Annotated in this window: 9 protein-coding genes and 1 pseudogene; 1 reads left to right on the top strand and 9 read right to left on the bottom strand. The window is 47.3% G+C overall.

Translation table 11 applies throughout. The annotated features are described in order from the left end of the window. Positions 1-54: 54 nt before the first annotated feature. Both QNO02_RS01035 and QNO02_RS01030 read right to left on the bottom strand, forming a co-directional pair. Positions 55-1,387: pseudogene (locus QNO02_RS01035) on the bottom strand (IS3 family transposase). 201 nt (positions 1,388-1,588) lie between these two features. Next, positions 1,589-2,512 (bottom strand): AraC family transcriptional regulator, encoded by a 924-nt coding sequence (locus QNO02_RS01030; protein ID WP_289390844.1) that lies wholly within the window; start codon positions 2,510-2,512, stop codon positions 1,589-1,591. 198 nt (positions 2,513-2,710) lie between these two features. Here QNO02_RS01030 and QNO02_RS01025 point away from each other — a divergent pair, with 198 nt between their 5' ends. Next, positions 2,711-5,884, top strand: a complete 3,174-nt coding sequence (locus tag QNO02_RS01025; RefSeq protein WP_289390843.1) for an alpha-mannosidase — start codon at positions 2,711-2,713, stop codon at positions 5,882-5,884. 109 nt (positions 5,885-5,993) lie between these two features. Here the strand turns inward: QNO02_RS01025 and QNO02_RS01020 are convergent, their stop codons facing one another. From QNO02_RS01020 to QNO02_RS00990, 7 genes are all read right to left on the bottom strand, one after another. Then, complete coding sequence (locus QNO02_RS01020; RefSeq protein WP_289390842.1) at positions 5,994-6,845, bottom strand: aldo/keto reductase; 852 nt, start codon at positions 6,843-6,845, stop codon at positions 5,994-5,996. A gap of 187 nt (positions 6,846-7,032) precedes the next feature. Continuing rightward, complete coding sequence (locus QNO02_RS01015) at positions 7,033-8,280, bottom strand: macrolide family glycosyltransferase (RefSeq protein WP_289390841.1); 1,248 nt, start codon at positions 8,278-8,280, stop codon at positions 7,033-7,035. A 193-nt stretch (positions 8,281-8,473) separates the two neighbouring features. Then, a complete protein-coding gene (locus QNO02_RS01010) occupies positions 8,474-9,727 on the bottom strand; it encodes a mechanosensitive ion channel family protein (protein ID WP_289390840.1) in 1,254 nt (417 codons plus the stop codon). Between the two features lie 150 nt (positions 9,728-9,877). Then, a complete protein-coding gene (locus tag QNO02_RS01005; RefSeq protein ID WP_289390839.1) occupies positions 9,878-10,519 on the bottom strand; it encodes a polysaccharide deacetylase family protein in 642 nt (213 codons plus the stop codon). Between the two features lie 186 nt (positions 10,520-10,705). After that, entirely contained in the window at positions 10,706-11,581 is an 876-nt protein-coding gene (locus QNO02_RS01000; protein WP_176873139.1) for a carbohydrate ABC transporter permease, read from the bottom strand. A 15-nt stretch (positions 11,582-11,596) separates the two neighbouring features. Continuing rightward, positions 11,597-12,466: a carbohydrate ABC transporter permease gene (locus QNO02_RS00995; protein WP_017691225.1), complete on the bottom strand. Its 870-nt coding sequence runs from the start codon at positions 12,464-12,466 to the stop codon at positions 11,597-11,599. A 214-nt stretch (positions 12,467-12,680) separates the two neighbouring features. Continuing rightward, a complete protein-coding gene (locus QNO02_RS00990) occupies positions 12,681-13,997 on the bottom strand; it encodes an extracellular solute-binding protein (RefSeq protein WP_289390838.1) in 1,317 nt (438 codons plus the stop codon). Positions 13,998-14,128: the final 131 nt, after the last annotated feature.

Genomic DNA, 14,128 nt, shown 5'->3' with positions numbered 1-14,128 from the left:
AAAGGCAATCCCTTTGTAAACTGTACCCTATGTAAAGGACATTTCTAAAAAAAACTATACGGCTTCAAGAAGATGATCTCTGTATTGTACAGGGGTCATCCTTTTTAGGTTCCACTGGTATCTAAAGTGATTGTAGTAGGTCATATAGGCTTTAACTTCTCGTTTGCTTCGTCTAACGTGGCATAGCTCTTTAAGGAAGTTTCGTCCTTAAAATGACCAAAAAACGACTCCTGCGGTGCGTTATCCCAACAATTTCCTCGTCTGGACATGGATTGCCCAAGCCCCATCCGTTTCACTTTCTTCTGAAAATCCGGATGAGTGTAGTGCGTACCTTGATCGGAATGAATGAAAGCATCATGACTCTTCTTGAATTTGCGGTTTTTCTGTAAGTGGAGCAACGTGTTTGTCGCCAGATCCATCGTCATTCGCTCCGACACATGATAAGCCAAAATTTCATTGGTGGAACTATCCTTGATGGTGGACAGATAGGCGCGCTTCCCTTGGCCGTAACTTAAGTATGTAATATCTGTTAGAAGTACTTTGCCCGGGATGCCTTGTTTGAAGTTGCGTTGTAACAGGTTAGGCATGGTTCGATGCTCATGGGTTGCCTTCATCATTCGTTTGTAGGGATTAGCTCGTCGATGAGGGCATACAATATCGTATTTTTTCATGATTCTTCGGATGCGCTTGAGATTCCACATGATCTGAAATTGTCCTTGCAGCGTCATCTTAATGGAGCGAGCGCCCTTGTTACGTTTCTTAAATTGGAAGGCTCGACGGATGTACACACCTATTTCCTCATCAACCTGTTCCTTCTTCGTGCGGCTGTGAATGGCTGAAGTGCTCCAGTATCGGTAATATCCGCTTTTGGAGACCCCGGCAGTCTCACACAGAACACTTACCATTCGCTGAAGATGGTATTTCTCAATCACGGTTCGGATTAACCTGTATCGAAGACCAGGCGTTAGTTTTACTCGTGGCTCCACCCCCGTTCGGCCAGGCGAATCTTTTTTAAGAGTTCATTCTCTGCTTGGAGCAGGTGAATCTGTGCTTCGAGTTTCGCGTTCTTTTCTGCCAAGGTTAACTCTCGTTTTAGAGACTCTCCTGAATGTTTGCCTCGTGTATCTTGTAAGCCTAGAGCCCCTTGCTCGTTGTAACTGGCTCTCCATCGGTCAGCTGCGGCTTTGACCCGAGTCATCCCAATGATCTGAACGTCAAATCCACAAGTCTCAAAGATCTCTCTAGGCATCCTTCCTTGCTGATTTAATGTAATAAAGAGTTGTTTGAACTCGTCCGTATAAGTGATTCCCTTGGTCGAAACAGACTTCACATAGTGATTTGTAGCAAGTTGCTCTACTTCGCGGGTTGTAAATGTTTTTTTACTCATTAATCGTTCTCCGTCCTTGTCTCGTTCATGGTATACAACAAAAATACCCCATAGAGAGACTTTTTTAAAGTGTCTACTCCATGGGGTACAGTTTATTGTAACTTAGAGGGTTTGCCTTTTTGTATATCTCCATATATCTGTGGCTGTTGCCATTCATGCAGCACCGCTCCACTGACATCCCCAGATCATCTCTGTCTTCTGTCAGCGCTCAGGCCTACCCAAATATATCACTTCACGTTCGCACTGTGAATGTCTGCTACGGCGATATGCACTTGGTGACATTCCGTTCTGTTTGTTGAAGATGCGATTGAACTGGGAAAAGCTTGTGAACCCACACTGTGCAGCAATATCTGTGATTTTCTCACTCGAATTCAGCAGCAATTGCTGGGCATTCCGAATACGGGTCATCTGCACATACTCCGTGAAGGTGAAGCCTGTAACCTTATTGAATTGGCGAGACAAGTGATGGGCACTTACATAAAAACGCTTGGATACCTCGTCCAAAGATAAATCCTGCTGATAATGGCTGTGAATATAAGAGGCAATGGCATACATGCGCCTGGACATCGTTGATCCAGTCTCTTCACGCACATATCCGTTCTCTGGTGAATAACGATGAAGAGCACAGAGAAACTCCACGAACTTGCTATGAATCATTACCGATTGAAGTGCAGAAGGCTGCTGCGATATAGCAAAAATATCATTGATCGGCGCGAGGACTTCCTTTCGTCTTTCTTCTGTAAATCGGAATATCGGGATGGGTTCATCAAAAATCGAAAATAGCTCATTGTAATCGCTCTCAAGACCAGGTGTATTGCGTGGTATGGCAAAGGTGATCATCAATCGTTTCGGTGGGGCGCCCTTCGGATATTGCGTCTTGTGTAGTAAGGAAGGCCGCAACAGAACGATATCATAAGGTTGAATCTCGTACAAACTGCCTTCAATGATGTGGGCAGCCGTGCGATCCAGAAGAATACAGATTTCATAGAAATCATGGAAATGCTGAAACTCCATATTTAGATCATGAGAACGCTCGTCATAATCCAGATGATAAAAGAGCGAATCTCCAGGCTGGTTCACATGGACCGCATATCCCTGCTCGTATGCCAAAACCGATTGTGTCATGAACATGCCCCCATCCTGGTTCTAATGAGTTTATTTTAGCATGAAATGCAATAAAAAGACGTTGTTTTCAGCATACAATACGTAGTTTCGGCCATTTCTCTTTTGTTATGATAAAGTTGATATGTTAGCGCTTGCAGTATTCTCGCTCCAACAACGACCACAGCCTGTACTTACTACAAACCAAGGTGGGAAACCAACATGAAAATGAATTCCTTGTATACTCGAATCCATACCATTGTTAAACACTTGGAACGTGCACGACTAACCTCAAAGACATATATCCCTGAGCTTTATCATAAAGAAAGTGGTTACCACTCCTGGGAACTGGTGCATGAGGACCCTTCCTCCTGGAACGTATTCCGTAAAGGTGATGGCTGGGGTGGCAAAGACGTACACAGTTGCTTCAAAACCCGCATTCAGATTCCGGATCATCTGGAGGGAAAAAAGGTCGTTTGTGCCATCGTCACTGGCGCTGATGACATCTGGAATTACGATAATCCGCAATTTCTGGCATTCCTCAATGGGGAATTGATCTGCGGTCTGGATGTGAATCATACGGAGATCGACCTGACATCCGCTGCGGCAAAAGGTGATGAATTCGAACTGGCATTATATGCTTATTGCAGTACTTCTGCCGCGGATGTTTTTCTGAATGTATATATTGCCGAGCATCATCAGCAAGTCTCCGATTTGTATTACGATCTTAAGGCTGCGCTCGATGCTGCCGATCTGCTGCGTGAGGATGATCTGGAGCGGCTGAAGCTTATCGAACATCTGAATAAAGCCGTGAATTTGCTGGATTTGCGCCAGGAAAACAGCTCAGAATTCCACGCATCGGTACTGGAAGCACGCCGATATCTGCAAGATCATGTCTATGGTGATATCCGCCCTGCTGGTGATCACATCCCTACCGTGCACTGTATCGGACACACGCATATCGATGTGGCATGGCTGTGGACATTGGATCAGACTCGGGAGAAGGTCATTCGCAGCTTTGCGAGTGTACTCTACTTGATGGACAAGTTCCCAGAGTATACCTTCATGTCCTCTCAGCCCCAGCTGTATGCATACCTGAAAGCAGACTACCCATCCCTATATGAGAAAATCAAGGAAAAGGTGGCCGAAGGCCGCTGGGAAGCGGAAGGTTCAATGTGGCTGGAGGCCGATTGTAACCTGATTTCGGGTGAGTCCATGATCCGTCAGATTATCTACGGCAAACGTTTCTTCAAGGAAGAGTTCGGTGTGGAGAACCGTGTGCTCTGGTTGCCGGATGTATTTGGTTATAGTGCAGCGATGCCGCAGATTATGCGCAAGAGCGGCATTGATTATTTTATGACAACCAAAATTGCCTGGAATGATACAAACCAGATTCCGAACGATACGATGTACTGGCGAGGAATCGACGGATCAGAGGTTCTGACCCACTTTATCACAGCAACAGACTATGACAAACATCCCGATTTCAGGCAGCGTCGCTTCGAAACAACTTATAATGGACGGTTTAATGCTTCGCAAGTAAAAGGTACGTGGCAGCGATACCAGAACAAAAACATCAATGCAGATGTCCTGCAATGTTTCGGATTCGGAGATGGCGGCGGTGGACCAACCGAAGAGATGCTGGAGCATGGCAGACGACTTGATGTCGGATTGCCGGGTGTACCTGCGGTGAAACGTACCTTTGTACGCGAGTTTTTCGAGAAGCTGGAGCAAAATCTGGCGGATGTTCCTTCCGTTCCCCGCTGGTCAGGTGAGCTGTATCTGGAGTATCACCGGGGTACCTACACTTCCATGGCGCGTAACAAACGGTACAACCGTCATAGCGAATTTGCGCTGGCTGATGCCGAGCTTTATGCCATGATTCATCGTCAGGCGAATGCACAGGCGGCCTATCCAACCAATGCACTGGAGCATGCATGGAAGCTGACGATGCTGAACCAGTTCCATGATATTCTCCCAGGCAGCTCCATTGAGCAGGTATATGTGGATTCCAAGGAGCAATATGAAGAAGTCCTGCGTGTCACGGATGAGCTGAAAGACAGCGCGCTGAACGGCATTACCAGCCGAATTACATCTGATGGCGAAGCCATTGTGGTATTTAACACCACCGGATTTGTACGGACGGATGTGGTTGAACTGCCTGCTTTTGCGAGAAAAGTAACCGTCTACGATGGAGATCGCCCTGTACCAAGCCAGCGGACTCCCGAAGGTGGACTTATATTCCTTGCAGAAAACGTACCTGCATCCGGGTATAAATCCTTCCGAATCACAACGGATCTCACAGACGAGCTTGTCGCGGGAGTTTCGGTTGCACAGTGGGAAGCTGATCGGCGCCATATCCATACACCTTGGTACGATATTCACCTGAATGAAAGTGCCGAGTTCGCATCCGTATGGGACAAGCTGGAGGGTCGTGAGCTGCTTCAGTCTGGCAAGCGTGGTAACGTGCTGCAAGTGTTCGAGGATCGACCTGCGGAATACGAGGCATGGAACATTGACGATTATTATGAACAGCATATGTGGGAGATTAATGACCTGCAGTCGATGGAGTGGGTTGAAAGTGGGCCGGTACGTTCCGTGCTTCAAGTGAAGCGACAGTTCCTGGACTCGATCATTGAGCAGACGATCATCTTCTACGCGTATACGCGCCGGATTGATTTCCGTACGTTTGTGGACTGGAAGCAGGAGCATTTGCTGCTGAAAGCCGCCTTCCCGCTGGATATCTGGAGTGAGAAAGCAGTCTACGAAATCCAGTACGGCAACGTTGAGCGTGCTACCCACCGTAATACTAGCTGGGATCAAGCCCGGTTTGAAGTATGCGGGCAGAAGTGGGCCGATCTGGCGGAGAACGGGTACGGTGCTGCTCTGCTGAACGACTGCAAATACGGATATGACATTCATAACTCGGTGATGCGACTGTCACTGATCAAGAGCGCAACGTACCCGAATGAAAATGCCGACAAAGAGCAGCACGTATTTACCTACGCGCTCTATCCGCATCAGGGCGACTTCCGTGAAGGACGTGTCATCCAAGCCGCTTATGATCTCAACCGTCCGCTCGTTGCCCGTGAAGTAAGTCCGCAAACCGGTACGTTGCCGGGAACATGGTCACTTGCATCGGTCGATCAGGATAATGTCGTGCTGGAGGTTATCAAAAAAGCCGAGAACAACGATGATATGATCATTCGTCTCTATGAAGCACACGGCCGTCGCAGCCGTGCTTCCCTGCAATTGCCTGAAGGAGCAGGTGCTACGGCGTACGCTTGTGATTTGCTCGAGAATAACGAAGCGGAATGCGCCGTGGAAAATGGTCGGATTTCTTTTGATATCAAACCTTATGAGATTCTGACCTTCCGTATCCCTGCGGAACAGTAAACAGAAATTACGCAACATGAAAAACTGCAACAATGCTTAATATGCTTCAACAATAAAGGGCTGCCTCCTGTCATATCTGACATGAGAGCAGCCCTTCATTTGTCGTTCTTTAAAATTCTTCGTACTCGCTTGGGTCCTGATCCCACAACCGTCCATCCGGACGATTAAATGCAGAGATGACCTGCATCTCTTCTGTGCTCAACTCAAAATCGAATATATCGATATTTTCCTGCTGATGCTGCAAGGAGCCGGCTTTCGGAATGGGAATGGAACCCAGCTGAACATGCCAGCGCAGAATGATCTGGGTTGGCGTTTTGCCATGCGTTTCCGCAATCCGAAGAATGTTCTCATCCTTCAGAATATCCTGTACGGCATCATTGCCACGTCCAATCGGACTCCAGGATTCGTTCACGATGCCATGCTTCGTATCCTGTTCCCGTTGATCGGCTTGGTCAAAGAACGGATGAAGCTCAATCTGATTCAGACTCGGCGCTATCCCTGTTTCCTTAATCAGGCGTTCATTATGTTCAGGTAGGAAGTTACTCACTCCGATGGAACGAATATACCCGCGTTTTTTCGCTTCAATCAGCGCTTGCCATGCCTCGACATACATGTCCTTCTTCGGATTGGGCCAGTGAATCAGATACAGATCGTAATAATCCAGATCCGCTCTATACAGGGATTCCTGGATCGCCACAAGTGCTTTATCATGAGCATGATAACGCCCCGGCAGCTTAGAGGAAATGAGCAGATTTTCTCTGGCGATGGAGCTTTGCTTGATTGCTCTGCCCACGGTTGCCTCATTCTCATAGTTATACGCCGTATCAATTAATCGATAACCGGCATCCATTGCAGACGTGATCGATTTAACGCCTTCTTCACCTTTTAAACTATAGGTACCAAATCCAATTGCAGGTACTTTCAAGCCATCATTCAATGTATATTCCGGAATATGATTCATGTGAGAACTCTCCTTTGTGAAAGGTCTGCTTCCTATTTTAATGCGACAAAATGACATGTGCTCTCGGTTATCTCTAACCTTTCCTCAAGCGCTTGAATCAATTGTACACCATCATCGAGAATCCCTTCGACCTCTCGCTCTGTTCACACGGTAAGTCAACCTCTCTAATAAGAGGAAAGTCGCCTCTTCATTCAAGGGAAGAGATAGTCGTGGCTGATAAAGGTCGATTACCCAAAAATTCTTTGATGGCAGCAGCCGCCCGCTTATACCCGCCAGCATCACGCAGTGTGTTCCCAATCACTCCTGCATGTTCCCTGTAGGAATCATTGCTGAGCACCTCTAACACCGCGGTTCTCAGTATGTCAGGCGTCAGGTTATTTTTATCCAAGATTACTCCCGCGCCCAACTCCTGTATCCGGCCTGCTACACGAGGCTGATCCGAGGTTAACGGGAGCATGATCAACGGTACATTGTAATACAAAGCCTCACTTGCACTGTTCATGCCTGCATGTGTCAGGAAAGCATCTACACACTGCAACACTTCCAGTTGGGGGACATAGGGCCTGATGATAAAATTATCAGGAATGAGCTCAGCAATGGGCTCCAAATCGGTATCCTTCCCAGAAGACAAAATAAACTGCACAGGCAAATCACGAAAGGCCGTAAAGCAAAGCTTATAAAACTCGAGATCTTTATTTAAAATGGTTCCCATCGAAATATAAACGGCCTGCTTATAAAGAGCATGCAGAGATTCATTTGCAAAAGCTGGCGCATCCTTGCGCGGGATAATGGACGGGCCAGTGAACACAAAGCTGTCGTCCAGCTTGTCCCCCATGGGTTGAAAATAGCGGCTTGTATAGACAATCTTCAGTTGTCCTGGATGAACTGAAAGTTCCGCCAGAGAAGGCGCAGCCACATTGAACCGGGAAGCTAATTGTTGAGACATTTCCATAATGCTGTTATATAGCTCCTGGACCTCCTCATTGTCATCCTTCAGATTATGACTACCTGACCCGAGAGGCTCTACAAAAACAAAGGCACTGGTCGAGCAGATCGTGGGTATCCCCAGCTTTTCGCCCAAAATTTGTCCGCCCCAGCCGATTAAGGAGTCAAAAATAATATAATCGTAGGTTTCATTTTCGATCAGATTCAGAACATCCGGAATAAACCGTTGAATTATTTTTTTCAAAATCATATATAAGAATTGGTACGGATGCTTGATTTCAAATGGCTTCATATTGGGGTTGTTGAGCAGGGTTGCCTCGTTGAAGGAGTAAGCTTTAAATTGAGCACCTAACGCTTCAATCTTCGTCCGGTATTTTTCAGTACAACAATAGACGACCTCATCTCCGCTCTCTATCAACTCCTTGATTAACCCGAGCGACGGATTGATATGCCCTTCTGCAGGCATCATCACAACTAACACACGTGCCACGAAGCTCACCTCCATCAAATTTTCCAATAATCAAAGCGGTACATTGTATATCCATATAATTGAGAAGAAAAAGAAAACATAGAATATGGAAATCAAACCCATATAAACATACTATTAATTATTTCCATTTTTGTAAATAGTAAATATGTCACTTTTTGAATAAAAAAAAAGCACCTTTACGGTGCTTCGGATCTCAATATCCGCTCGAATATTGTTTGTTTTCTTTAAGTTGCACAATGTCATGTCCGGTTGGGTTCTGGAAGGCCCGCAGTCCAAATGTTGGCGCTACCGCGAAAATATGGTCAAAGATATCCGCTTGCACATTCTCATACACACCCCAGTTGATATCATTGCTGAATGCATAGATTTCCAGAGGCAGTCCGCGATCTTCCGGTGCTAGTTGTCTCACAATCATCGTCATATCCTTATTGATTTTTGGATGATTCCTCAAATATTGATGGATATATTCCCGGAACACACCGACGTTTGTCAACTGTCTGCCGTTCACGTTGCTTTCGGTATTCACTTGATGCTCCATATTGTACGCTTGAATTTCTTTCAATTTTGACGTGACATAATCAGTCAGGTAGTGGATTTTCTCAAATTCAGCCACCATCTCTTCCGTACAAAAACGGATACTGCTGATATCAATATAAATACTCCGCTTAATCCTTCTGCCGCCGGACACCTGCATGCCTCTCCAGTTACGGAACGAGTCCGAAATGAGGGCGTAGCTTGGAATCATCGTAATTGTTTTATCAAAATTCATAACCTTTACCGTGTTCAATGTAATGTCAATGACGTCACCGTCCGCATTATACTTTGGCATCTCGATCCAGTCACCGACACGCACCATATCGTTCGACGATAGCTGTACACCGGCCACGAGGCCCAGAATCGAGTCTTTGAATACGAGCATTAATACCGCCGATAACGCCCCAAGTCCACTGAGGATAATAAGAGGATTCTGTCCAATCAGGCTGGAGATGACGATAATACCCCCGATAATAAACAGGACAATCTTGGCTACCTGAATGTAACTCTTGATTGGGCGAATCTTCGATACCTCATAGGTACGATAGATATCATCGAAGACATTCAGCAGAGCATTCAGAACCGTAATCATGATGACAATCATGTACGTCATAGCTGATTTTTCAATCAAAGCCTGATAGGGCGAGAAAATATAAGCAGAATAATAGATAATAATGGCCGGTACGAGATGTGACAGCTTCTGAAATAAATTTTTCTGCACCACGATGTGGCCCCACTTGAAACGATTGTTACTCACGATACGATGCACCGTCTTCAGTACCACTCGCTTGGCAATAACATTCGCCATTACCGAGATTAGCGCGATAAAAATAATCATAATCACATTCGAAAGGTATCCAATGGAGGGTTCACTCATGCCGATTTCTTCTAGTTGATTTCTGATAAAATCCATTGTTTCCTCCTGACATAATCTAGTTTAGCCTATTATTATAAAGTAGTTTGAGAGGGCAAGCAAAGTTTGTGCTCCCGCTCCGTTCTTCCTATGCATTATATATATTTAAAAAAGGACCCTATCATTCAAAGAATGATGGGTCCCACTTGATTATGTCGTCTTTATATCATGCTCACGAGAAATGTCTAACAACTCACTCACCGTCACCAATCGGTACCCTTCCGCGACCAGCTCATCCACCAGCACACGAACTGCCTCCACCGTCTGGGAACGATCCCCGTACCCGTCATGGAATATGAGCACGCTGCCAGGTTTCACCGCAGACCGGGTATGCTCCAGGATGTGTTCAACACCGGGATTGTCCCAATCCTTCGCATCGCCGTTGACCGCACCGATCGTGCGATATCCACGCTCCGCTGCCAGAGACAGTATATCATCGTTTACGCCAAAATACGGCGGTCGGAAGCTGCGGGCAGGTTGCCCCGTAACTTTTTGAACAAGATTTTCTGCGCGTTGCAGTTCCCCCCCGGCTTCCTTTAGCGTCAACTTGGTCAGATCTGGATGCGTGTACGTATGGTTAGCGATCTCATGCCCTTCACGATGCACCTCCGCCGCAATCTCCGGGTGATTCTCCATCTCTTGGCCAATCATGAAAAACGTCGCCTGCCCACCGGCAAGCCGGAATATCTCAAGCACTTGAGGTGTATAGACCGGATGCGGTCCATCATCAAACGTGAACGCCACAACCTTTTCCCGAACAGACTCCTGCTCTACCATCGCGATATTGACCATAAATAATGACCCCTCTCTGCAACTACCTGGCTACATACCCCCTTATTATTCCATGACCACAGGCTCTGGTCTAGTCCAGAGATCACACCTTGCGAAATCCTGAATCAAGCCGATATCCACCAGAAAGAGAGTACAGCGAGCGAGCAGCAAGCCCTTCTACCGCCAAGCCTCCAGTCCAGCCTTCAGCTAACCCTTGATCGCACCTGCGATCATACTCTTCTGCACCTGTTTGTTCAACAGCAGATAGATGACTACCGTTGGCACCGTTGTAATCATCAGTCCCGCACCAATGATGCCCCATTGCGTAATGTACGTTCCCACCATCGACATCATGCCCACCGTCAATGTCTGGTAAGCCGTGTTATTGATAAACGTGACAGCAAACATCAGCTCATTCCAGCAAGATAGAAATGTGAAGATCGCTACAGTTGATATGGCCGGACGCACAAGCGGCAGGATAATGGAGAAAAACGTCCGGTATATGCCGCAGCCGTCGATAACCGCCGACTCCTCCATCTCTCTCGGGATACCTTTGAAAAAACTGCCCAGAATGAACACCGCCATCGGAATGCCAAATGCCACATAGGGAATGATCAGAGACCAGTAGCTGTTGAGCAGGCTCAGATTCTTCAAAATAATAAACAATGGCAGCAGCGCCGCATGAATCGGCACCATCATGCCCAGCAAAATGATTGTCATCGTGAACCCGCTGAGCTTCCAGTTCATTCTTGTGATTGCGTATCCCGTCATGGAGGACAAGATCAGTACCAAGACAATGGAAGCCGCAGTAACCAGCACACTATTCATAAAATAGGTCAGCACATGGCCGTCGGACATTGCTTTGGTGTAGTTGCTCCACAAAAACGCTTTGGGCAACCCGGCCACATCACCGCTGAAAATCTCACTGTTATCCTTCAGGGAAAACAGCGCCAGCCAGATAAGCGGGTAGATCTGCACGATCGCAACGAGGATCAGAAACGCTTGCAGGAACACTTTCCCGATCGGTCCGGAGATGGACCTCGGCTTGAGCTTTTTTTGCAACATGACTTCTACGGTACTCATGCCTTATGCCTCCCTCTACTCCGTTTTAAACAATGAATTAATGAGGATCGTACACACCAGACACTCCACAATGATAAAGACCGAGATCGCACTGCCATATCCGTACCGAAACGTATCAAAAATGGTAGCGTACATCAGTGTGCTCGGCACTTCAGTGGTGTAAAATGGACCGCCTCCCGTCAGCACATAGATCAGGTCAAACACCTTGAACGCACCGATGACGGAAAAAACAAGGCTTACCTTCAGAATCGGCTTCATCAGCGGGATCATAATGGACCACGCTGTGCGAATACGGGAAGCACCATCCATTCGAGCAGCTTCGAGCACATCCTGAGACACGGACTTCGCACCTGCATACATCAGCAGCATGTGATACCCTACGTACTGCCACAAGGTCGGAATAAACGATGCCGCCAGCGCGGTGTCCTTCTGTCCCAGCCAGTCCTGTGCCAGGCTGGATAAGCCAATACTTTGCAGCAGCACGTTCAGCAGGCCATAATCGGCATTGTAGATTTTTGACCACAACTGGGCAATAACCACCGTTGAGATCAACACCGGGATGAAATACACGGTCCGGTAGAAGCCTTCCCCCTTGACGTTGGACGCCAGAATCAGTGCTAGAACCAGCGAGATCGGCAGTTGAATGAACACCGAAGCTCCCGCGAATAACAGAGAGTTCTTGATCGAATTCAGCACACGGGTATCTTTAAACATCTCTACATAGTTGTCTAGGCCGATAAATGTACCCCTGCCCACGCCGTTCCAGTCCAGAAGACTGTAATAACTGGAGACAAAGATAGGAATAAGCACAATGCCGCAGAACAGAAGCAGCGTCGGCAGTACAAAGACGGCTATCGTGCCTTTATTGGAAAATACAGAGTTCATTGTTGTTCTCCTCTCAAAGGCGTGACCGGGATATACCGGACCACGCCTTGTTTGGGTTCATCTTCATGGTTAGAAGCGGTAGCATTGCAAGGTCACAAGGTCTATGCGCAAGATATTCACAGGTAATTTGCAAAGACTTGTAGTGTAAGGACCTAGGGCCTGTAAGCATTTAAGCTTGTAAGCTTGCACGCACGTATACCTGCCTACCTGTTTTCTATAGACTTAGCTCTGTTGGTTTGAGCTGTGCCATCTGTTTGCAGAACTCCTCCGGTGTTACATCGCCTGCAAGCAGCTGGGCAATCAGGTTTTTGTGCGCTTCGGCAGACTCCGCAGGCAGAATGTTATCCCACCAGGCGATGAATGAGGTCGCCTTTTTCATAATATCTGCCGCAGACAGATCAAGGGAGGACAGGCTGGATGTGTCGAGTGCATCGGTTTTCCAGCTTGGCAGACCCGCTCCAGCCAGAAAACCTTTTGTACCAAGCTGCTCGCTTAGATACATGAGGAATTCCACGGCTTCCTTCGGATGTTTGGTATTCTGGTTGATGTAGAAACCATCGACGGCTCCGCCAAAGATTTCGGTATTTGTGCCTTTGCCATCTTCAAATACCGGGAACGGAATCACTTTCACTTTGCCTTTGACTGCGGAGGACGGGTCCTCAATTCCTGCATTCACCCAGTTGGCCTGGAACATCATCGCCCCGTTGCCTGCATTAAATGCCCCAAGCATCTCGTCATAGCTCATGCTGAACATGCTGCTGTTGAACGCTCCTGCTTGTGCAAGCTGCTGCATTTTGGTGGCAGCGGCAACAAAATCGGGCGAATCCCACTTCGACGGATCTTTAAAGGCTTCCATCACCGCAGCATTTCCTGCCTGACGCATCGCAATAATGTCGTACCAGTACATGCCCGGCCAGCGGTCCTTCTCTCCAATCACAGCCGGGGTGATTCCTGCCGCTTTCAGCTTGGTGACTGCATCCAACAGTTCGTTATATGTGGTCGGAATCTTGGCACCTGCCTGCTCGAACAATTCCGTATTCACGTAAAGGTTGGCGATATGGGTATACACGGGCAATGTGTAGATTTTGCCGTCCATATTGATGGCCTCCGCCATACCCGGCCCCATTCGTTCTTTGATATCGTCCGTCAGGTAACTTGAGATTTCCAGCACATTGCCGGATTTGATGTACGGCTGCATGAAGCTGCCACCACCCATGCCATAGAACAGGTCTGGCGCTTCACCAGCTGCAATCGATGTTTTGACTTTGGTTTTGTACTGTTCTCCTGTCGTGCCCGTACGTTCAACCTGAATGTCCGGATGCTCGCTGTTCCATTTCTCAACAATCTCGGGCAGTAACTTGGCCGAAGGATCGGTATTGCCGACCGATTGATCCCACAGCGTCAGCTTGATCTTGCCGTTACTTTCCCCCTGTGCTCCTCCGCCGGACGAACCGGATGAACATGCCGCCAGACTGCCTACAATGCCCAGAGTCAGAATTAGACTTGCTGATTTTTTTAATAGCGCTTTCATCTCTATGGACCTCCCTATGCGTTTTAGTTGGTTCTAGCCCATATTTTAGGCAAACTGTGCGTTGTTCTCCATTTAGAAAACAGGCATCGATTTGTAATATTCGAACATATGTGGAAGTGGAAGTGCGTTTA

The organism is Paenibacillus sp. PK1-4R, from assembly GCF_030369595.1.
Taxonomy (GTDB): Bacteria; Bacillota; Bacilli; order Paenibacillales; family Paenibacillaceae; genus Paenibacillus.
The sequence above is the reverse complement of the archived record's forward strand: the minus strand, read 5'-3'. Positions and strand labels throughout refer to the sequence as shown.